The sequence below is a fragment of the Cellulosimicrobium cellulans genome, assembly GCF_016907755.1.
GTDB lineage: Bacteria > Actinomycetota > Actinomycetes > Actinomycetales > Cellulomonadaceae > Cellulosimicrobium > Cellulosimicrobium cellulans_D.
The window spans coordinates 2,714,386-2,734,877 of record NZ_JAFBCN010000001.1; the positions used below are offsets into that span (position 1 = coordinate 2,714,386).

General features: G+C 74.9%; 21 protein-coding genes. 18 read left to right on the forward strand and 3 right to left on the reverse strand.

What is annotated here, in order from left to right; translation table 11 throughout:
• Positions 1 to 10: 10 nt before the first annotated feature.
• Entirely contained in the window at positions 11 to 652 is a 642-nt protein-coding gene (locus JOE63_RS11795; protein ID WP_157759631.1) for a prepilin peptidase, read from the reverse strand.
• 177 nt (positions 653 to 829) lie between these two features.
• On the opposite strand from JOE63_RS11795, the gene aroC reads away from it, so the two are divergent.
• From aroC to aroB, 3 genes are read left to right on the forward strand one after another with little or no spacing between them, the layout of a single operon-like run.
• Positions 830 to 2,047, forward strand: coding sequence for a chorismate synthase (aroC, locus tag JOE63_RS11800; protein WP_087472947.1), 1,218 nt, complete (start codon positions 830 to 832; stop codon positions 2,045 to 2,047).
• Positions 2,047 to 2,655, forward strand: a complete 609-nt coding sequence (locus tag JOE63_RS11805; RefSeq protein ID WP_087472010.1) for a shikimate kinase — start codon at positions 2,047 to 2,049, stop codon at positions 2,653 to 2,655. Before aroC ends, JOE63_RS11805 begins: the two co-directional genes overlap by 1 nt.
• The gene (gene aroB / locus JOE63_RS11810) at positions 2,652 to 3,824 is read left to right on the forward strand and encodes a 3-dehydroquinate synthase (protein WP_374059029.1); all 1,173 of its coding nucleotides are present in this window, start codon (positions 2,652 to 2,654) and stop codon (positions 3,822 to 3,824) included. The genes JOE63_RS11805 and aroB overlap by 4 nt, the downstream gene beginning before the upstream one ends.
• Positions 3,825 to 3,843: 19 nt before the next feature.
• Here the strand turns inward: aroB and JOE63_RS11815 are convergent, their stop codons facing one another.
• Both JOE63_RS11815 and JOE63_RS11820 read right to left on the reverse strand, forming a co-directional pair.
• A complete protein-coding gene (locus tag JOE63_RS11815; RefSeq protein WP_307840054.1) occupies positions 3,844 to 4,626 on the reverse strand; it encodes a glycerophosphodiester phosphodiesterase family protein in 783 nt (260 codons plus the stop codon).
• Positions 4,623 to 5,645, reverse strand: a complete 1,023-nt coding sequence (locus tag JOE63_RS11820) for an alpha/beta hydrolase (protein ID WP_307840055.1) — start codon at positions 5,643 to 5,645, stop codon at positions 4,623 to 4,625. Before JOE63_RS11820 ends, JOE63_RS11815 begins: the two co-directional genes overlap by 4 nt.
• A 121-nt stretch (positions 5,646 to 5,766) precedes the next feature.
• On the opposite strand from JOE63_RS11820, the gene JOE63_RS11825 reads away from it, so the two are divergent.
• From JOE63_RS11825 to gmk, 15 genes are all read left to right on the forward strand, one after another.
• A complete protein-coding gene (locus JOE63_RS11825; protein ID WP_204541533.1) occupies positions 5,767 to 6,213 on the forward strand; it encodes a type II 3-dehydroquinate dehydratase in 447 nt (148 codons plus the stop codon).
• Between the two features lie 94 nt (positions 6,214 to 6,307).
• Complete coding sequence (locus tag JOE63_RS11830) at positions 6,308 to 6,958, forward strand: hypothetical protein (RefSeq protein ID WP_087472014.1); 651 nt, start codon at positions 6,308 to 6,310, stop codon at positions 6,956 to 6,958.
• A complete protein-coding gene (locus JOE63_RS11835; protein WP_204541536.1) occupies positions 6,955 to 7,446 on the forward strand; it encodes a hypothetical protein in 492 nt (163 codons plus the stop codon). Before JOE63_RS11830 ends, JOE63_RS11835 begins: the two co-directional genes overlap by 4 nt.
• A 110-nt stretch (positions 7,447 to 7,556) precedes the next feature.
• Positions 7,557 to 8,120 (forward strand): elongation factor P, encoded by a 564-nt coding sequence (gene efp / locus JOE63_RS11840; RefSeq protein WP_087472015.1) that lies wholly within the window; start codon positions 7,557 to 7,559, stop codon positions 8,118 to 8,120.
• 34 nt (positions 8,121 to 8,154) lie between these two features.
• A complete protein-coding gene (gene nusB / locus JOE63_RS11845; RefSeq protein WP_087472016.1) occupies positions 8,155 to 8,574 on the forward strand; it encodes a transcription antitermination factor NusB in 420 nt (139 codons plus the stop codon).
• A gap of 182 nt (positions 8,575 to 8,756) precedes the next feature.
• Positions 8,757 to 9,413 (forward strand): bifunctional pyr operon transcriptional regulator/uracil phosphoribosyltransferase PyrR, encoded by a 657-nt coding sequence (gene pyrR, locus JOE63_RS11850; RefSeq protein WP_204541539.1) that lies wholly within the window; start codon positions 8,757 to 8,759, stop codon positions 9,411 to 9,413.
• Entirely contained in the window at positions 9,410 to 10,501 is a 1,092-nt protein-coding gene (locus JOE63_RS11855) for an aspartate carbamoyltransferase catalytic subunit (protein ID WP_204541542.1), read from the forward strand. Before pyrR ends, JOE63_RS11855 begins: the two co-directional genes overlap by 4 nt.
• Positions 10,498 to 11,862: a dihydroorotase gene (locus tag JOE63_RS11860; RefSeq protein ID WP_087472019.1), complete on the forward strand. Its 1,365-nt coding sequence runs from the start codon at positions 10,498 to 10,500 to the stop codon at positions 11,860 to 11,862. The genes JOE63_RS11855 and JOE63_RS11860 overlap by 4 nt, the downstream gene beginning before the upstream one ends.
• The gene (locus JOE63_RS11865; protein ID WP_204541545.1) at positions 11,859 to 12,569 is read left to right on the forward strand and encodes a PH-like domain-containing protein; all 711 of its coding nucleotides are present in this window, start codon (positions 11,859 to 11,861) and stop codon (positions 12,567 to 12,569) included. Before JOE63_RS11860 ends, JOE63_RS11865 begins: the two co-directional genes overlap by 4 nt.
• Positions 12,566 to 13,825, forward strand: coding sequence for a glutamine-hydrolyzing carbamoyl-phosphate synthase small subunit (gene carA / locus JOE63_RS11870; protein ID WP_374059031.1), 1,260 nt, complete (start codon positions 12,566 to 12,568; stop codon positions 13,823 to 13,825). Before JOE63_RS11865 ends, carA begins: the two co-directional genes overlap by 4 nt.
• Before the next feature lie 2 nt (positions 13,826 to 13,827).
• Positions 13,828 to 17,196 (forward strand): carbamoyl-phosphate synthase large subunit, encoded by a 3,369-nt coding sequence (carB, locus tag JOE63_RS11875; protein ID WP_087472021.1) that lies wholly within the window; start codon positions 13,828 to 13,830, stop codon positions 17,194 to 17,196.
• Positions 17,193 to 18,059 (forward strand): orotidine-5'-phosphate decarboxylase, encoded by an 867-nt coding sequence (pyrF, locus tag JOE63_RS11880; protein ID WP_307840056.1) that lies wholly within the window; start codon positions 17,193 to 17,195, stop codon positions 18,057 to 18,059. Before carB ends, pyrF begins: the two co-directional genes overlap by 4 nt.
• A gap of 134 nt (positions 18,060 to 18,193) precedes the next feature.
• Positions 18,194 to 19,084 (forward strand): tyrosine-protein phosphatase, encoded by an 891-nt coding sequence (locus JOE63_RS11885; RefSeq protein ID WP_204541548.1) that lies wholly within the window; start codon positions 18,194 to 18,196, stop codon positions 19,082 to 19,084.
• 256 nt (positions 19,085 to 19,340) lie between these two features.
• The gene (gene mihF / locus JOE63_RS11890) at positions 19,341 to 19,652 is read left to right on the forward strand and encodes an integration host factor, actinobacterial type (protein ID WP_021482878.1); all 312 of its coding nucleotides are present in this window, start codon (positions 19,341 to 19,343) and stop codon (positions 19,650 to 19,652) included.
• 61 nt (positions 19,653 to 19,713) lie between these two features.
• Complete coding sequence (gmk, locus tag JOE63_RS11895; RefSeq protein WP_087472023.1) at positions 19,714 to 20,376, forward strand: guanylate kinase; 663 nt, start codon at positions 19,714 to 19,716, stop codon at positions 20,374 to 20,376.
• Positions 20,377 to 20,492: the final 116 nt, after the last annotated feature.

The window sequence follows — 20,492 nt, forward strand, 5'->3', positions numbered from 1 at the left end:
GAGGCACTGCTCACGCGGGCGCGTACGCCCCGACCACCGCGCCGCCGAGCACGGCGGCGACGCCCGCACCGGCGACCATGAAGGGTCCGAACGGCACGGCGGTGTCCCGACGTGCTCGTCGCAGGACGACCAGCCCGAGCGCCCACACGCCGCCGAGCAGGAACGGCAGGACGAGTCCGGTGACCAGGTCGCCCCACCCGAGCCACGCGAGCGGCGTGCCGAGCATCCCCGCGAGCTTGACGTCGCCGAAGCCGAGACCCGGCGGGTACGCGATCCGGAGCGCGGCGTAGGCGCCGAAGCCCAGGGCGCCCCCGACGAGCGCGCGCACGAGGGCGGCGTCGTCCCCGGTCCCGAGCGCGGCGACGGCGAGGAGCAGGACCGCACCGAGCCACGTCGGCAGGACGACGACGTCGGGCAGGCGGTGCGTGCGCGCGTCGATCACGGCCACGAGCGCGCCGGCCCCGGCGACGAGCACGAGGGCCGGCGTCGCCCACGACAGACCTGACCACCAGGCCGCGCCCAGCGCCGCGAGCACCGTGAGAGCCGCGCCCGGCCGGCCCGCGACGCGCGCCTCCCGCGCCAGGTCGTCGCGCCGACGTCGTCCCCACGTCTCCGGCCGGTCGGTCGTCGTCCTGTCCCCCTGCTGGACCATGCGCGGCACGGTAGCGCGCCCGCGACGGCGCGCGCCGCCGTCGTCCACAGCGTGCCGGACGGCCCGTCCTCTCCCCGGATCCGGCGCGCGGCTCGCCCCGAGGCGCCGTCCGCGACCGCCGGTCCGCACTGCGGGCGCCCGCCGGGACGTGCGCGCCGACGTGGGAGGATGGCGATCATGCTGCGTTGGTTGACATCGGGTGAGTCGCACGGTGAGGCGCTGGTCGGGATCCTCGACGGGCTGCCGGCGGGCGTCGAGCTCACCACGGACGACGTGAAGGCCGCGCTCGCGCGTCGTCGCCTCGGGTACGGGCGCGGCTCGCGCCAGAAGTTCGAGCAGGACGTGCTGCGCGTCCTGGGCGGGCTGCGCCACGGCGTGACCCAGGGTGGCCCGCTCGCGCTGGAGATCGCGAACTCGGAGTGGCCCAAGTGGGTCGACGTCATGTCCGCCGACCCGGTGCCGCCCGAGGCTCTCCAGGTCGACGCCGGGACGGGCGACGTGCGCGAGATCGCCCGCAACCGGCCGCTCACGCGTCCGCGCCCCGGCCACGCCGACCTCGTGGGCATGCGCAAGTACGGGTTCGACGACGCCCGCCCCGTGCTCGAGCGCGCGTCGGCGCGCGAGACCGCGACACGCGTCGCCCTCGGCGCGGCGGCCGCGAAGTTCCTCGAGCAGGCGCTGGGCGTCCGCCTCGTGTCGCACGTCGTGGGCATCGGTCCCGTCGAGGTCCCCGAGGACGCCGCGGTGCCCGGGCCCGACGACGTCGCCGCGCTCGACGCCGACCCGGTGCGCTGCTTCGACGCCGCGACGTCCGCGGCGATGGTCGCCGAGATCGACGAGTGCCAGAAGGCGGGAGACACGCTCGGCGGCGTCGTCGAGGTCCTGGCCTACGGCGTCCCGTCGGGGCTCGGCACCTACGCGCAGAGCGACCGGCGCCTCGACGCGCGTCTCGCCGCGGTGCTCATGGGCATCCAGGCGATCAAGGGCGTGGAGGTCGGCGACGGCTTCCGCACCGCGCGCCGCCGCGGGTCCGCCGCGCACGACGAGATCGAGCGCGGCACCGACGGCCGCATCCACCGCCTGAGCAACCGCGCGGGCGGCGTCGAGGGCGGCATGTCGAACGGCGAGGTCGTGCGCGTGCGCGCGGCGATGAAGCCCATCTCCACCGTGCCGCGCGCGCTCGCGACGGTCGACGTCGTCACGGGCGAGGTCGCCAAGGCCCAGCACCAGCGCTCGGACGTGTGCGCCGTCCCTCCGGCGGCGGTCGTCGCCGAGGCCATGGTCGCGCTCGTGCTCGCCGAGCAGGCGCTCGAGAAGTTCGGCGGCGACTCCGTCGCGGAGGTCCGCCGCAACGCCGAGGCGTACCTCGCGGCGATCCCGGAGCTGCAGCGCTGATGACGCCTGTCCCTCCGGGCACGCGCCCGGTCGTCGTCCTCGTCGGCCCGCCCGGCAGCGGCAAGTCGACGGTGTCGCGCCACCTCGCGGACCTGCTGGGCCTCGCGCAGCGCGACACCGACACCGACGTCGAGACCACGGCGGGCAAGCCCGTCGCCGACATCTTCGTCGACCACGGCGAGCCGCACTTCCGCGAGCTCGAGCGCGAGGCCGTGACGACGGCGCTCGCGACCCACGACGGCGTCCTCGCCCTGGGCGGCGGCGCCGTGCTCGACGAGCACACCCAGACCGCCCTCGCGGCGTACGTCGCGGCGGGCGGTGCCGTGGTGTTCCTCGACGTGAGCCTCGCGCACGCGGCGCCGCGCGTCGGGCTCAACCAGTCCCGCCCGCTGCTGCTGGGCAACCCGCGGGCACGGTGGGCCGCCCTCATGGAGGCGCGGCGCCCCGTCTACGAGCGGGTCGCGACGCTGCACGTCGTCACCGACGCGCGCACGCCCGCGCAGGTCGCCCAGGAGATCCGGGCGCACCTCGCGGGTGGCGGCGAGGCGGCAGACCGTGCCGCGGCGTCCGCTCCCACCGACACCCCGGCCGAACAGGAGAACGCGTGAGCGACACGACCCCCGCCCCGGAGACCGACGAGAACCCCGCGCCGACGCGCGTGCGGGTCGCCGGGGACCAGCCGTACGAGGTCGTCGTGGGTCGGCACCTGCTCGGCGAGCTGCCCACCATGCTCGGCGACCGGGTGCGCCGCGTGCTCGTGGTCCACCCCGCGGCCCTCGCGGCGACGGCGGAGGTGGTCCACGAGGACCTCAAGGCGTCGGGCTACGAGGCGTTCGTCGCGGAGGTCCCGGACGCGGAGGAGGCCAAGACCGCGCAGGTCGCGGCGTTCCTGTGGGGCGTGCTGGGGCAGCTGGACTTCACGCGCACGGACGCCGTCGTCACGGTCGGCGGCGGCGCGACGACGGACCTCGGCGGGTTCGTGGCCGCGACGTGGCTGCGCGGCATCCGCGTGGTGCACGTGCCGACGACGCTTCTGGCGATGGTCGACGCGGCGGTCGGCGGCAAGACGGGCATCAACACCGCGGAGGGCAAGAACCTCGTCGGGTCGTTCCACCCGCCCGCGGGCGTGCTGTGCGACCTCGCGGCGCTCGAGTCGCTCGGGCGCTGGGACTTCGTCGCCGGCATGGCGGAGGTCGTCAAGACGGGCTTCATCGCTGACGAGCGCATCCTCGAGCTCGTCGAGGAGCACGCCGACGCGCTGAGCGCGTGGGGCACGCGCCCGACCACCGACGAGACGTGGGCGGTCGTCGCCGAGCTCGTCGAGCGCTCGATCGCGGTCAAGGCGCGCGTCGTGGGGGAGGACCTCAAGGAGGCCGGCCTGCGCGAGATCCTCAACTACGGGCACACGCTGGGCCACGCGGTCGAGCTCACCGAGCGCTACCAGTGGCGCCACGGCGCCGCCGTCTCCGTCGGCATGGTGTTCGCGGCGGAGCTCTCGCGCCTCGCGGGAAAGCTCGACGACGCGGTCGTCGAGCGCCACCGCGCGATCCTCGGCTCGCTCGGGCTGCCGCTCACGTACCGCGGCGACCGCTGGGAGCAGCTCCTGTCCGCCATGCGCCGCGACAAGAAGTCGCGCGGCGACCTCCTGCGCTTCGTCGTGCTCGACGACGTCGCACGGCCGACCCGGCTCGAGGGCCCGGACCCGACGCTCCTCGCCGCGGCCTACGCCGAGATCGCGGCCGACGCGCCGGTGGGACGCGGCCCCGTCGCGCTCTGACGTCGCGACGCCCGCGCGCTCACGCCCACAGGCCGCGCGCCCGGAGCACGTCGCGCAGCAGGTCCGCGCGGTCGGTGACGATCCCGTCGACCCCGAGGTCCAGCAGCCGGTGCATCGTCGCGCGGTCGTTCACGGTCCACGCGTGCACCGCGACGCCTGCCCGGTGCGCGGCGCGCACGAAACCCGAGTCGACGACGCGCACCCAGCCCCCGCGCACGGGGACCTGGAGGCAGTCGACCGAGCGCGCCGCGAGGCGGGCCAGCGCGTCCGTGCGCGCCCTCCCGGCGAGGAACATGCCCAGGACCGCGCCTCGCGCCCCCGAGACGGTGACAGGGCGCGAGAGCCGTGCCACCGTCGCCTCCCGGCGCGACGCCGCGAACGACGCGACGCACACGCGGTCGTGCGCGCGCGTGCGCTCGATCGCCCGCGCGACCGGCTCGGCGGCCGCCGCGGACTTCACGTCGACGTTCACGCGCAGGTCCGGCCACGTGCCCAGCACGTCCTCGAGCGACGGCACGGGCTCGGTCCCGCCGATCCGGGCCGCGCGCACGGTCCGCCACGGGAGGTCGGCGACGAGCCCGTGCGCGTCCGTCGTGCGGTCCAGGGACGCGTCGTGGAGCGCGACGGCGACCCCGTCCGCCGTCGCGTGGGCGTCCGTCTCGACGTACCGCAGCCCGAGGTCGCGCGCGGCGGCGAAGGCCGCCATGGAGTTCTCCAGGCCCGCGCGCGAGAACCCGCGGTGCGCGAGCGCGACGAACGGCGCCTCGAGGTAGCCGCCGGCGCGGTCCGCGGCGACGCTCACGCCGCCACCCGGGCCGCGTGCTCGTCGAGCCAGCCGGTGAGGGCGCTCAGATACCTCGCGCGCGGGCCGTCGGCGGAGAGCGTGAGGTCGTGCACGGCGCCGGCGACGACGAGCTCCGTCACGTCGCGCCCGAGCCGCGGTGCGAGCCGGGCGATCTGGGCGACGTCGAGCACGGTGTCGCTCGCGTCGAGGTCCCGCTCGCGGTCCGGGCTCGTCGGGTCGTCCGTCCCGGACCGCTCGGCCCGGGCGACGAGCACCGGGCACGCGACCTCCAGGCCGCGCGCCACGCGCGCGTGCCCCTGCCGCACCGCCCGCAGCCAGCCGGCCCGCACCGGCACGCCCTCGGGACGCTTCAGCGTGGTGTCGAACGTCCACCGGCCGCCCCGGTCCGCGAGCAGGTGCCCGGTGTACGCGGAAGGCCCCGCGCTGACGACCGTCAGCGGGCTCCACGGCCCGACGGCGTCCAGCACCCGCGTCCCCACCGTCCGCTCGACCCACGACGCGCGCAGGTCGAGGAACGGGCTGTCGAGCACGAGCGCGTCGCACCCGCCACCACCCCGGTGGGCGTGGGCCCACAGCGCCGCGACGAGGCCGCCCGTCGAGTGCGCGTGCACGACCACCGGGCCCGGCGTCCGCCGCGCGGCCGCGACCGCCACGCCGAGGTCCGCCGCCGTCTCGCGCAGGTCGTCCACGTAGTGCGGCACCTGCCCCGGACGCAGCGACCGGCCCGCGCGCCGCAGGTCCACGCCCAGCGCGTCCCACCCCGCCTCGGCGAGCGCCGCGACGACGTGGTCCTGGAAGACGTAGTCGTTGTAGCCGTGGACGAGGACGACGGTCCCTGCCGGACGTGCCGGTCGGTGCGCGCGCCGCACCAGCGTCAGGACCGGCGGGACCGCCTCGCGCGCGCTGCCCGGCGTGGCGACGCCCGGCAGCCGCGGGGCCGGGAGCTCGAGCGACTCCCACCCCTCGACCAGCGCGTCGGGCTCCCAGCGGGCGCGGGGGACGGCGACGAGGCTCACCCCGCCAGCGTGCCCGACGGCGCGGCCCGCCGCGCGTCGAGAAGCCCCCGTGCCGTGGGGCCCGACCACGGCACGAGCACGTACGCGCCGCACGCCCACGGCGCCGCTAGGCTCGGGCGCCATGGAACGCGTGCTGGTCCTCAACGGACCCAACCTCGGCCGGCTCGGTGTGCGCGAGCCGGAGATCTACGGCTCGGCGTCGATGGTCGACCTCCAGGAGTCCGCGGTCGCGTGGGGGAGCGCGCTCGACCTCACGGTCGACGTGCGCCAGACCGACGACGAGGCCGAGCTCGTGGGCTGGCTCCACGAGGCCGTCGACGCGCGCGCCCACGTGGTGCTCAACCCGGCCGCGTTCACCCACTACTCCTACGCCGTGCGCGACGCCGCGGCGCAGGTCACGACCTCCGGCCTCCTGCTCGTCGAGGTGCACCTGAGCAACCCCGCGGCACGCGAGGCGTTCCGCAGCCACTCGGTCGTCGGAGCGGTCGCCACGGGGACGATCGCGGGGTTCGGGTTCGACTCCTACCGCCTCGCGCTCGAAGCGCTCGCAGCCCGGCTGCGGGGCTGACGTCGGGTCCTCCGCTCCCCACCGTCCGCCTTGATCTCTCGCGATCAAGTCCCCATGCTTGATTCCTCCCTCTCAAGGGTCTAGCCTGGATCGCATGTTCGTCCTCACCGTCGACCAGCGCGGGAGCACGGGCCACCCGGACCGGGTGCCCGAGGTGCTCGCGCGCCTGGGCGAGCTCCTCGACGGCCGCCCCGGCGTCGTGGTCCCGTTCGACCGGACCGTGGGCGACGAGGTGCAGGGCGTGCTCGGCGACGCCGGCACCGTGGTCGACGTCGTGCTGGACCTGCTGCGCGACGGCGGCTGGAGCGTCGGCGTCGGCGCCGGGAGCGTCGACGAGCCCCTGCCGGCGGTCTCGCGCGAGGCCTCGGGGGAGGCGTTCGTGCGGGCGCGGGAGGCGGTCGAGCAGGCCAAGTCGCGTGCGGCGACGGCGCCCGTCGCCGTCCGGGGCGAGCCGTCGGCGCGGGCGGCCGAGGTCGAGGCGCTCCTGCGTCTCCTCGCGGCGGTCGTGGAGCGGCGGACCGCGCCGGGGTGGGAGGCGGTCGACACGCTCGCGCGTGTGGGTGGCACCCAGAAGGATGTGGCCCGCGTGCTCGGGGTCTCCGAGCAGGCGGTGAGCCAGCGGCTGCGCGTCGCGCTGTGGCCCGAGGAGGCGGCGGTGCGACCCGTGGTGGCGAGGCTGTTGGGCGAGCTCAGGTCGAGTCGTCAGGGTGAGCCGTTCGAGGATCCGCGGGAGGGTGGGAGATGACGGACCCGGTGTCGGTCGTGCTGGTCGTGCTGGTGTGGGTCGTCGCGCTCGTCGCGAGCGTGCTCGGCGGAGGGCCCGTGACGCAGTGGGTGCTGCGCGCCGCGGCACGCTCCGGCGACCCGGCACGCTCGGGCTCCGGCGGTGCGGGGCGCGGGAGGGCCCGGTCCGCCGCGGCGGACCCGGCCGCCGTCCCCGTCCCCCCGCCGCCGCCTCCGGCGACCGGGCCCATCGGCACCGAGGCCGTCAAGGCGCTGCGCGGCGGCACGTGGATCGGGATCCTCGAACGGTTCGCCATCACCGGCTGCCTCCTCGCCGGCGAGCCTGGCGGGATCGCCTTCGTCGTGGCGATCAAGGGCCTCGGGCGCTACCCGGAGCTGCGCGAGCACCCTGTGGCGTCCGAGCGGTTCGTCATCGGGACGCTCGCCTCGATGTGCTGGGCGGCGACCGTGGGCGTCGTGGCGAACGCGGTCCTCGTCGCGCTCCGGTAAGATCGTCAAGGCCCATTTCCGCATCCCGTCCTCGGGGGACCCTCTCGTGCCGTCCGGCACGCGGTCCCGCGTGGGGCGGAGACCGCAGACCCTCCGACAGGAAGACGAACGTGGCGACCACCAACGACATCAAGAACGGCACCGTGCTGCGACTCGACGGCCAGCTGTGGACCGTGATCGAGTTCCAGCACGTCAAGCCCGGCAAGGGTGGCGCGTTCGTCCGCACCAAGATCAAGAACGTCATGACGGGCAAGACGATCGACAAGACGTTCAACGCCGGCCTCAAGATCGAGACGGCCAACGTCGACCGCCGCGACTTCCAGTACCTGTACCAGGACGGCGCGGACTACGTGTTCATGGACACCTCGACGTACGACCAGATCACGATCTCGGCGGAGATCGTGGGCGACGCCAAGGACTACATGCTCGAGAACCAGAACGTGCTCATCGCGTCCAACGACGGTCAGCCGCTCTACATCGAGCTCCCCGCCTCGGTGGTCCTCGAGATCACCTACACCGAGCCCGGCCTCCAGGGCGACCGCTCCACGGGCGGCACCAAGCCGGCGACGCTCGAGACGGGCGCGCAGATCCAGGTCCCGCTCTTCCTCGAGCAGGGCACCAAGGTCAAGGTCGACACGCGCGACGGCTCGTACCTCGGCCGCGTGAACGACTGACCCGACCGAGAGCACCGAGAGACAGCCGATCACGATGGCCGCACGCACCAAGGCGCGCAAGCGCGCGCTCGACGTCCTCTTCGAGGCGGAGCAGCGTCAGGTGGACCCGACGACCCTCCTCGCGGAGCGCGTCGCCGACCCCGGCACCGCGCAGACCGCCCTGCCGCAGTACGCGGTCGACATCGTCGAGGGCGTGCTCGCGCACCGCGACCGCATCGACGAGCTGATCGAGACGTACTCCCACGGGTGGACGCTCGAGCGGATGCCGGCGGTCGACCGGGCCCTGCTGCGCATCGGCGGCTGGGAGATCCTCTTCAACGACGACGTGCCCGACGTCGTCGCGATCGACGAGGCCGTCGACCTCGCGCGCTCGCTGTCGACCGACGACTCGCCGTCGTTCGTCAACGGGCTGCTCGCGCGGATCGTCGAGATGAAGCCGACGATCACCGCCTGAGCACCCCCGCGGCCCCCCCGGGCCGCCACCACCCCGCCGCGGCGTCGGTCACCGAGTGTGACCGACGCCGCGTCTCGTCGGGCGGGACGAGCGCCCGGCCCGCGACGCGCGGCGGTAGGGTGGGTGACCGTCAGACATCCTTTAAGGCCCGTCCTGTGAGGCGGGGAAGGAGGTCGCCGGACATGAGCTCTGGCGCTGCTGTGCCCACACCCGCTTCTTCGACTTCTTCGACCCCCGAGGCCGGGACCGTCGTCCTGACGGCCGCCGACATCTCCCGCGCGCTGACGCGCATCGCCCACGAGATCGTGGAGCGCAACAAGGGGGCCCACGACCTGGTCCTCCTCGGCATCCCGACGCGCGGTGTCCCGCTCGCGACGCGGCTCGCTGAGCGCCTCGCCGCCATCGAGGAGACGCCCGCCGACGGCGCGCCCGACCCGCACGCCATCGTCGGCGAGCTCGACGTGACGATGTACCGCGACGATCTGCACCGCCACCCGACGCGCACGATCGGCGCGACGCGCCTGCCCGCGTCGGGCATCGACGGCAAGGTCGTGGTGCTCGTCGACGACGTCCTGTACTCGGGGCGCACGATCCGCGCCGCGCTCGACGCGATCAGCGACCTCGGCCGTCCGCGCGCCGTGCAGCTCGCCGCGCTCGTCGACCGGGGCCACCGTGAGCTGCCGATCCGTCCCGACTTCGTCGGCAAGAACCTGCCGACGTCGACGTCCGAGCGCGTCAGCGTGCGCCTCGCGGAGGTCGACGGCACGCCCGCGGACGGGTCCGCCACGGACGCGGTCGTGATCCGGCCCGCGACCCCGGGGGCGGAGGCACGCGCATGAGGCACCTGCTGTCCACCCAGGACCTCGCCCGCACCGACGCGGTGCGCATCCTCGACACGGCCGCGCAGATGGCCGCGACGCAGGCGCGCGAGATCAAGAAGCTCCCGACGCTGCGCGGCCGCACGGTCGTCAACCTCTTCTACGAGGACTCGACGCGTACCCGCATCTCGTTCGAGACCGCGGCCAAGCGCCTGTCGGCCGACGTCATCAACTTCTCGGCCAAGGGCTCGAGCGTGTCCAAGGGGGAGTCGCTCAAGGACACCGCGCTGACCCTCCAGGCGATGGGCGCGGACGCGGTCGTCGTCCGGCACCAGGCGTCCGGCGCACCGCACCTGCTCGCCCACGCGGGCTGGCTCGACGCCGCGGTCCTCAACGCCGGCGACGGCACGCACCAGCACCCCACGCAGGCGCTGCTGGACGCGTACACGCTGCGGCGCCACCTGTCCGGGACCGCCCTCACCGCCCCCGGGGCGAGCGGCCCGGACGACGCAGCCGCGCGCGGCGCGGGCCTCGACGGGCGTCACGTGGCGATCGTCGGGGACGTGCTGCACTCGCGCGTCGCGCGCTCGAACGTGCACCTGCTGCACACCCTCGGAGCGCGCGTCACGCTCGTGGCCCCGCCCACGCTGCTGCCCGTCGGCGTCCAGACGTGGCCGTGCGCGGTCTCCTACGACCTCGACGCGACCCTCGCGGGCGACACCGCGCACGGCGGCCCGGACGCGGTGATGATGCTGCGCGTCCAGCGTGAGCGCATGAGCGGCTCGGGCGCGGGCGGGGGAGCGTTCTTCCCCAACCCGCTCGAGTACAGCCGCAAGTACGGGCTCGACGCGCGGCGCCTCGGGCTCCTCGCCGAGCACGCGATCGTCATGCACCCCGGGCCGATGAACCGCGGGCTCGAGATCTCCGCGCAGGCGGCGGACTCGCCGCGCGCCGTCATCGTCGAGCAGGTCGCGAACGGCGTCGCCGTGCGCATGGCCGTGCTCTACCTCCTCCTCGCGGGCAGCGACGACACCGACGCCGCCCCGGCGACGGCCGTCCCGCTCTCGCCCGCCCAGCCTCCCGCCGTCGAAAGGGTCCCCGCCTCGTGAGCAGCGCCGCAACCACCACGTACGTCCTGCGCGGCGCGCGCCCGCTCGGGGGCGAGCCCGTCGACCTCGTGCTCTCCGGCGGCGTGATCGCCGAGATCGCGCCGGTCGGCGCTGCGCGCGCCGGGTCCGCGGACGGCGAGACCGTCGTCGTCGACGCGACGGGCCTCGTGGCGCTGCCCGGCCTGGTCGACCTGCACACGCACCTGCGCGAGCCGGGCCGCGAGGACGCCGAGACGATCGAGTCCGGCACGCGCGCCGCCGCGGCGGGCGGGTTCACGGCCGTCCACGCCATGGCCAACACGACGCCCGTCGCGGACACGGCCGGCGTCGTCGAGCAGGTGTGGCGCCTCGGTCGCGACGCCGGCTGGGTCGACGTGCACCCGGTCGGCGCGGTGTCCGTCGGGCTCGCGGGCGAGCAGCTCGCCGAGCTCGGCGCGATGGCCGACTCCGCGGCCCGCGTGCGCGTGTTCTCAGACGACGGGAAGTGCGTCGACGACCCGATCCTCATGCGCCGGGCGCTCGAGTACGTCAAGGCGTTCGACGGCGTCGTCGCCCAGCACGCGCAGGAGCCGCGCCTCACCGAGGGCGCCCAGATGAACGAGGGCGTCGTCTCGGCCGAGCTCGGCCTCGCGGGCTGGCCCGCGGTCGCCGAGGAGGCGATCATCGCGCGCGACGTGCTCCTCGCGGAGCACGTGGGCTCGCGCCTGCACGTGTGCCACCTGTCCACCGCGGGCTCGGTCGAGATCGTGCGCTGGGCCAAGGGCCGCGGCATCGACGTGACCGCCGAGGTCACGCCCCACCACCTCGTGCTCACGGACGACCTCGCGCGCGGCTACGACCCGACGTTCAAGGTCAACCCGCCGCTGCGCACCGCCGCGGACGTCGAGGCGGTGCGCGAGGGGCTCGCGGACGGGACGATCGACATCGTCGCGACCGACCACGCGCCGCACGCCCGCGAGGACAAGGACTGCGAGTGGGCGGCGGCCGCGTTCGGCATGACCGGCCTGGAGACGGCGCTGAGCGTCGTCCAGCAGACCATGGTCGACACCGGTCGCCTCACGTGGGCCGACGTCGCGCGCGTGCTGTCGAGCGCGCCCGCGCGCATCGGCCGCATCGACACCGGCGAGCGCGCCCAGGGCCGCCCGCTCGAGGTCGGCGAGCCCGCCAACGTCACGCTCGTCGACCCGGCCGCGCGCCGGGTCGTCGACGGCGCAGGGCAGGTCACGGCGAGCACCAACACGCCGTTCCAGGGTCGTGAGCTGCCCGGTGCCGTCGTCGCGACGTTCCTGCGCGGGCGGGCCACGGTGCTCGACGGCGCACCCGTCCCGGCGGGCACCGAGGCGCGGGGGGTGCGGGCGTGAACCTGCCCCAGCCCGTCGCGGTCGGCATCTGGGTCGTCCTCGGCGTCGTCCTGCTGACGCTCGTCCTCGTCGGTCGACGCCGCCTCGTGCGCCGCTCGGTCGGCGTCGTCCCGACGCCTCCGGCGGCGCCCGCCGAGGCGGCGCGGGGCGCCGTGGTGCTCGGGCCGCTCGACGCGCTCTACGTGTCCAGCACGCTCGCGGGCGACTGGCTCGCGCGCGTCGGCGCCCACGGTCTCGGCGACCGGTCCCAGGCCCAGGTCACCGTGCACGACGGCGGCCTGCACGTCGCGCGCAGCGGCGCCCCGGACCTGTGGGTGCCCGCCGCCGCGGTCGGGGGCGTGGCCCTCACGCCCGGGATGGCCGGCAAGTTCGTCGGCAAGGAGGCCATCGTCGTCGTGACGTGGACCGTGCCGGCCGAGCCCGTCCCGGCGGACGCGCCCCCGGCACGGACGGACGCTCCGGCGGAGGTCCGGCTCGACACCGGCCTCCTGCCCCGTCACGACCACGACGTCGCACGCCTCCTGGAGGCCGTCCAGGGCCTCGCCGGACGAGCCGACGACGACCGCGACCGAGCCGCCGCCGACGGCTCGGACGAGCGACGACCCGGGGCGCCGAGCGGCGCCGCCCCCGCAGACCCCGCAGACCCGGCGCCGACGCGCGAGAGCGCGACACCCGGCACCGACGAGAACGACGAGGAAGCACCGTGACCGCCCCAGTGAACACAGCGACCACCCAGGTCTCCGCCACCGCACCGCCCGCTGACCGGGCCCTGATCGTCCTCGAGGACGGCACCGTGCAGACCGGGCGCGCCTACGGCGCGCGCGGCACCACGGTCGGCGAGATCGTCTTCAACACCGGCATGACCGGCTACCAGGAGACGCTCACCGACCCGTCCTACCACCGCCAGATCGTCGTCATGACGGCGCCCCACATCGGGAACACCGGCGTCAACGACGAGGACCCCGAGTCCGGCAAGATCTGGGTCGCCGGGTACGTCGTGCGCGACGCCGCCCGCCGGGCCTCCAACTGGCGCGCGCAGCGCACCCTCGACGACGAGCTCGCCGCGCAGGGGATCGTCGGCATCAGCGACGTCGACACGCGCGCCCTGACGCGCCACCTGCGCGAGCTCGGCGTCATGCGCGCCGGCATCTTCTCCGGCGCCGCGCTCGTGCGCGACGGCTACCCCCGCACCGTCGAGGACCTCGTCGCCGAGGTGCAGGCCGCGCCCGCGATGGCCGGCGCCGACCTCGCGCGCGAGGTGAGCACCGCCGAGGCCTACGTCGTCGAGCCCTTCGAGGGCACGACGACCGACGGCGAGCCCGTCGCGACGGTCGTCGCCGTCGACCTCGGCATCAAGTCGATGACGCCGCAGCGCCTCGCGCAGCGCGGCGTGCGTGTGCACGTGGTGCCCGCCGCCTCGACGATCGAGGACGTCGAGGCGTACGCGCCCGACGGCGTGTTCTTCTCCAACGGACCCGGCGACCCGGGCGCGGCGACGCACGAGGTCGAGCTGCTCCGCGGCGTCCTGGACCGCGGCACCCCGTTCTTCGGGATCTGCTTCGGCAACCAGATCCTCGGGCGCGCCCTCGGGTACGGCACGTACAAGCTCGCGTACGGCCACCGCGGCATCAACCAGCCCGTGATGGACCGCCGCACCGGCAAGGTCGAGGTCACCGCGCACAACCACGGGTTCGCCGTGGACGCGCCGCTCGACGGCGAGTCCGTCGCCCCGCACGACGGCGGCCGCTACGGGCGCGTCGTGGTGTCGCACGTCGGGCTCAACGACCAGGTGGTCGAGGGGCTCGAGTGCCTCGACCTGCCCGCCTTCTCCGTCCAGTACCACCCCGAGGCCGCGGCCGGCCCCCACGACGCCGCGTACCTCTTCGACCGCTTCGTCGAGCTCATGGCGTCCCGACGCGCGGAGAGCTCCGCAGCCGCCGACCAGAACACCAAGGAGAGCTGACCGTGCCTCGCAGAACCGACATCTCCAGCGTCCTGGTCATCGGGTCCGGCCCGATCGTCATCGGCCAGGCGTGCGAGTTCGACTACTCCGGCACCCAGGCGTGCCGCGTGCTCAAGGAGGAGGGCCTGCGGGTCGTCCTCGTGAACTCGAACCCGGCCACGATCATGACGGACCCCGAGTTCGCCGACGCGACCTACGTCGAGCCCATCACGACCGAGGTCCTCACCTCGATCATCGCCAAGGAGCGCCCCGACGCGCTCCTGCCCACGCTCGGCGGGCAGACCGCGCTCAACGCGGCGATCGCGCTCGACGAGGCGGGCGTCCTCGCCGAGTACGGGGTCGAGCTCATCGGCGCGAACATCGAGGCGATCCAGAAGGGCGAGGACCGCCAGCAGTTCAAGGACGTCGTCGAGAAGTGCGGCGGCGAGTCGGCGCGCTCGGTCATCGTCCACACGGTCGACGAGGCGATCGCGGCCGCGGGCGACCTCGGCTACCCGATGGTCGTGCGCCCGTCCTTCACGATGGGCGGCCTCGGCTCGGGCTTCGCCTACGACGAGGAGGAGCTGCGCCGCATCGTCGGGCAGGGCCTGCACTACTCCCCGGTGACCGAGGTGCTCCTCGAGGAGTCGATCCTCGGCTGGAAGGAGTACGAGCTGGAGCTGATGCGCGACAAGCACGACAACGTCGTGGTCGTGTGCTCCATCGAGAACGTCGACCCCGTCGGCGTGCACACCGGCGACTCGATCACGGTCGCGCCGTCGCTCACGCTCACGGACCGCGAGTACCAGAAGCTGCGCGACATCGGCATCGCCGTGATCCGCGAGGTCGGCGTCGACACGGGCGGCTGCAACATCCAGTTCGCCGTCGACCCGGACACGGGCCGCGTCATCGTCATCGAGATGAACCCGCGCGTCTCGCGCTCGTCGGCGCTCGCGTCCAAGGCGACCGGGTTCCCCATCGCGAAGATCGCGGCGAAGCTCGCCGTCGGCTACACGCTCGACGAGATCCCCAACGACATCACGCAGGTCACCCCGGCCTCGTTCGAGCCCACGCTCGACTACGTGGTCGTCAAGGTGCCGCGCTTCGCGTTCGAGAAGTTCCCGGCCGCCGACCCGACGCTCACGACGACCATGAAGTCCGTCGGCGAGGCCATGGCGCTCGGGCGCAACTTCACCGAGGCGCTCGGCAAGGCGCTGCGCTCGATCGACAAGGGCGGGTCGGTGTTCCACTGGGACGGCGACCCCGTCTCGGGCGCCGAGCTGGACGAGCTCCTCGTGCGCATCGCGCGCCCCACGGAGAACCGCATCATCGGCGTCCAGCAGGCGCTGCGCGCCGGCGCGAGCGTCGAGCAGGTCTTCGAGGCCACGAAGATCGACCCGTGGTACCTCGACCAGATCCAGCTCGTCAACGAGGTGGCGGCGGCCGTCGCCGACGCGCCCGCGCTCACCGAGGACGTGCTGCGCGAGGCGAAGAAGCACGGCCTGTCCGACGCCCAGGTCGCGCGCCTGCGCGGCATGGGCCCGGCCGGCGAGGCCACGGTGCGCGAGGTGCGGTACGCGCTCGGCGTGCGCCCCGTCTACAAGACGGTCGACACGTGCGCGGCCGAGTTCGCGGCCCGCACGCCGTACCACTACTCGTCCTACGACCTCGAGACCGAGGTCGCCCCGCGCGAGCGCGAGGCCGTGATCATCCTCGGCTCGGGCCCGAACCGCATCGGCCAGGGCATCGAGTTCGACTACTCGTGCGTGCACGCGGCGCTCACCCTGCGCGAGCGCTACGAGACGATCATGGTCAACTGCAACCCGGAGACGGTCTCGACGGACTACGACACCTCCGACCGCCTGTACTTCGAGCCGCTGACGTTCGAGGACGTGCTCGAGGTGTACCAGGCCGAGCTCGCGGCGGGGCCGGTCAAGGGGATCATCGTCCAGCTCGGCGGCCAGACGCCGCTCGCGCTCGCCCAGCGTCTCGCGGACGCCGGCCTGCCGATCCTCGGCACGAGCCCCGAGGCGATCGACGCCGCCGAGGACCGCGGCGAGTTCGGCCGCGTGCTCGTCGAGGCGGGCCTGCCCGCCCCGGCGTTCGGCACCGCGCGCTCGCTCGAGGAGGCCACGGACGTCGCGGCCGGCATCGGGTACCCGGTGCTCGTGCGCCCGTCCTACGTCCTCGGCGGGCGCGGCATGGAGATCGTGTACTCGGCCGAGCAGCTCACGGGCTACGTCGAGCGCGCGCTCGCCGCGGCCGCGGCCGAGGACCGCACGGCCGGGACGCTGCCCGCGCCGCTGCTCATCGACCGCTTCCTCGACGACGCGATGGAGATCGACGTCGACGCGCTCTACGACGGCACCGAGCTGTTCCTCGGCGGCGTGATGGAGCACATCGAGGAGGCCGGCATCCACTCCGGCGACTCGGCGTGCGTGCTGCCTCCGGTGTCGCTGTCCGAGCAGGAGATCGAGCGCATCCGCCGCTCGACCGAGGCCATCGCGAAGGGCGTCGGCGTGCGCGGCCTGCTCAACGTGCAGTACGCGCTCGTCTCCGACGTGCTCTACGTCCTGGAAGCCAACCCGCGCGCCTCGCGCACCGTGCCGTTCGTCTCCAAGGCGACGGGCACGTCGCTCGCCAAGGCCGCGGCCCGCGTGATGGCGGGCGAGACGATCGCCGAGCTGCGCGCGGCGGGCGCCCTGCCCGCCGAGGGCGACGGCGGCACGCTCCCGCTCGACGCGCCGATCGCGGTCAAGGAGGCGGTCCTGCCGTTCAAGCGCTTCCGTACCGCCGACGGCGTGGTCGTGGACACGGTCCTCGGCCCGGAGATGCGCTCCACGGGCGAGGTGATGGGCTTCGACCGCGACTTCCCGCACGCGTTCGCCAAGTCGCAGGCCGCCGCGTTCGGCGGGCTGCCGACGTCGGGCCGCGTGTTCGTCTCGGTCGCCGACCGCGACAAGCGCTCGATCGTGTTCCCGGTCAAGCGGCTCGCGGAGCTCGGGTTCGAGATCCTCGCGACGGACGGCACGTCGAGCGTGCTGCGCCGCAACGGCATCGCGTCGCGCGTGGTGCGCAAGTTCTCGGAGGGCCGCGGCGCGGACGGCGAGCCGACGATCGTCGACCTCATCACGGCCGGCGAGGTGGACATGGTCATCAACACCCCGTCCGGGCAGGGCGCGCGGGCCGACGGCTACGAGATCCGGGCCGCCACGACCGCGGCGGACAAGCCGATCGCGACGACGGTCGACCAGCTCGCCGCGGCGGTGCAGGGCATCGAGGCGGTCCTGGCGGGTCCGTTCGCGGTGGCCAGCCTCCAGGAGCACATGGCGGGCGAGGGTCTGACGGCCGGCGTCGCGCTGCCCGCCGCCGCGGAGCGGGTGGGCGCGTGAGCACGGGCTTCGGCGCGCGGCTCGCCGCCGCGATGGACGACCACGGACCGCTGTGCGTCGGGATCGACCCGCACGCGAGCCTCCTCGACGCGTGGGGCCTGCCCGACGACGCCGACGGTGTCCGTGAGCTCGGCCTGCGGGTCGTCGAGGCGGTCGGGGGGCGCGTGGCCGCGGTCAAGCCGCAGGCGGCGTTCTTCGAGCGCCACGGCTCGCGCGGGGTCGCGGCCCTCGAGGACGTCATCGCGGCCGCCCGGGCCGCCGGGACGCTCGTCGTCGTCGACGCCAAGCGTGGCGACATCGGCTCCACCATGGACGCGTACGCCGAGGCGTTCCTCCGGGACGGCTCGCCGCTCGCGGGGGACGCGCTGACCGTCTCGCCGTACCTCGGCTTCGGGTCGCTCGCGCCGGCGGTCGACCTCGCCCTGTCGTCCGGCCGCGGGCTGTTCGTCCTGTGCCTCACCTCCAACAAGGAGGGCCACGAGGTGCAGCACGCGCGCACGCTCACGACCGACGGCCGGCCGGACGGGCCGAGCGTCTCCGCCGCGATGGCTGCCCACGCGGCCGTCCTCAACCAGGGCGCCGAGCCGATGGGCTCGGTCGGTCTCGTCGTCGGGGCGACGGTCGGCGACGCGGCGGCGCGGACCGGGACGGACCTGACCGCCGTGAACGGGCCGCTGCTCGCGCCGGGCGTGGGTGCCCAGGGCGCGGGGGAGCGCGAGCTCGCCACCGTGTTCGGGGAGGCTCGTCGTCAGGTGCTCGCGTCCTCCTCGCGCGGCGTCCTGCGCGCGGGACCGGACGTCGACGCGCTGCGCGCCGCGGCCCGGTCGGCCACGGACGAGGTCGCGCGCGCCCTGCGCGGCTGAGCGTCAGCCACCCGGGCGACGGGGCCGGCACCTGCGGGTGCCGGCCCCGTCGTCGCGCCGGCGTCAGGGCGTGGGACCCGGTCGTCCCGCCGGAACCGCCCCCCGCCGCCGTCGTGCCGTGCGAGACTGCGCCCATGACCTCCCACGACGCGACCTCGAGCCCCTCCGCCACGCCCGAGCGCGGTGAGAAGAACTCGGCCGTACCCGCACCCGGGGCCGGAGCGGTGCCGGGGGCGCTCGACGTGCCGGGCACGTGGAACGCGCGCGACGTCGGTGGCCGGGCCGTCCCGGTCGGTCACGACGAGCCGCTGCGCACCGGCGTGCTCCTGCGGACGGCGAGCCTGTCGCGCCTGACCCCGGCGGGCCAGGCCGCGCTCTCCGACCTCGGGGTGACGACGGTGCTCGACCTGCGCGGGGACGACGAGCTCGAGCGTGACGGCGCAGACGTCGTGCCGGGCGGTGTCCGGGTGCTGCGCCGCGGCATGGACCCGGCGCGGGGCCTGCAGGCCGGGGGCGGCGCCGACGGGGGAGCGTCGGCCGACCCCGCGGCGCTCATCGCGGGCCTGCTGGCGGCCGACGACCCGACGGCGGTCGCGCGCCGCATGATGCACGGCGTGTACGCGACGTTCGTCCAGGACCCGGGCATCCGTGCCACGGTCGGGCGCGTGCTCGGCGAGGTCGCGTCGTCGGAGGGCGCCGCGGTCGTGCACTGCTCGGCGGGCAAGGACCGCACCGGGTGGGTGGTCGCCCTCGCCCAGTACGTCGCGGGCGTCGGGGAGGAGGACCGCCGGGAGGAGTACCTCGCGAGCCGCTCGGCCGTCGGTGGCCTCGCCGCGCTCGTCCCGCCCATCCCGGGGCTGTCCCCGGACGCCCTGGCCCCGGTCCTGACCGTGGAGCCCGAGTACCTCGACGGCGCGTGGGAGCTCGCGGCCCGGGAGCACGGGAGCGTGGACGGCTACCTCGTCGCGTGCGGGGTGACGACCACGGTGCGCGACGCCCTCGCGGCCCGCCTCGTGGCGTCCTGATCGTCGTCCTCGACCTCCGCACGTCGTCCGCTCAGCGTCCGCCCAGCGTCCGCTCGGTGCGTCGTCGGCGCGCCGACCGCGCGCGACGCGCCACGTCCAGTCGTTGCCCGATCGGTCGAGGCTCGCTACTTTCGAGGGGTCGGCTCCGTGCGTCGGCGCAGGTCGCCCGGGTGATTCACCCGATAAGGGCCCCTCGTCGAGGCACGCCGGGACGACTGAGTGGGCCCATCCGCCTGACGACGAGTAGGTGACTTGCGTGGCACTTCCACCCCTGACCCCAGAACAGCGCGCGGCGGCGCTCGAGAAGGCCGCAGAGGCCCGACGCGTGCGCGCCGAGGTGAAGAACAGGCTCAAGTACTCCCAGGGCTCCCTGAAGGAGGTCATCGAGCGCGGGCAGACGGACGACATGATCGGCAAGCTCAAGGTGGTCTCGTTGCTGGAGTCCCTCCCCGGCGTGGGTAAGGTGAAGGCTCGGGCGATCATGGAGGAGATCGGGATCGCCGAGACACGTCGTGTCCGCGGCCTCGGTCCCCACCAGTCCGCGGCCCTCATCGAGAGGTTTGGCTGACATTTCCGCGCACCCGTCCGAGCCGACGCCGCACGCCCCCACCGAGGGGACGTCGGCGCCGGTGGTCTCACCCAGCCCCGCCCGCCTGACCGTCCTGGCCGGACCGACCGCCGTCGGGAAGGGGACGGTGTCGGCCGACATCCGCGCCCGGTACCCGGAGGTGTGGCTGTCCGTGTCGGCGACGACGCGCGACCCGCGGCCGGGCGAGGTGGACGGCGTCCACTACCTGTTCGTCGGCGCGGACGAGTTCGCCCGCATGGTCGCGGAGCGCGAGCTGCTCGAGTGGGCGGTGGTGCACGGTCGCAACAGCTACGGCACGCCCCGGCGCGCGGTCGAGGAGAAGCTCGCCGCGGGCGTGCCGGCGCTCCTGGAGATCGACCTCCAGGGCGCGCGCCAGGTCCGCGCCTCCATGCCCGAGGCGCGGTTCGTGTTCCTCGCCCCGCCGAGCTGGGACGAGCTGGTGCGCCGGCTCGTGGGCCGCGGCACGGAGGACGCGGAGGAGCGCGAGCGCCGGCTCACGACGGCGCGGGTCGAGCTCGCGGCGGAGTCGGAGTTCGACCACGTGATCGTCAACGACGAGGTGCACCGCGCGACGGACGAGCTCGTGCGCGTCATGGGGCTCGAGCCGCGCCCGGTCGTGGCGGCGACGGGCGATCCCGCGCCGGCGGGGGCTCCCGCCCCGGCCGTGCGCACCGAGCGGCGCATCGAACAGCACAGCGAGTAGACTGTCCTGCGGTGCCCGTGCGCGGGCCCGCTCCCCGGTGGGCCGCTGGCCCGGTCGGCGGCCCGCCTGCTGTGCGCGGTGCCGCGGCCGCCCGGCCCCGGACGGAGCGGTCGGCG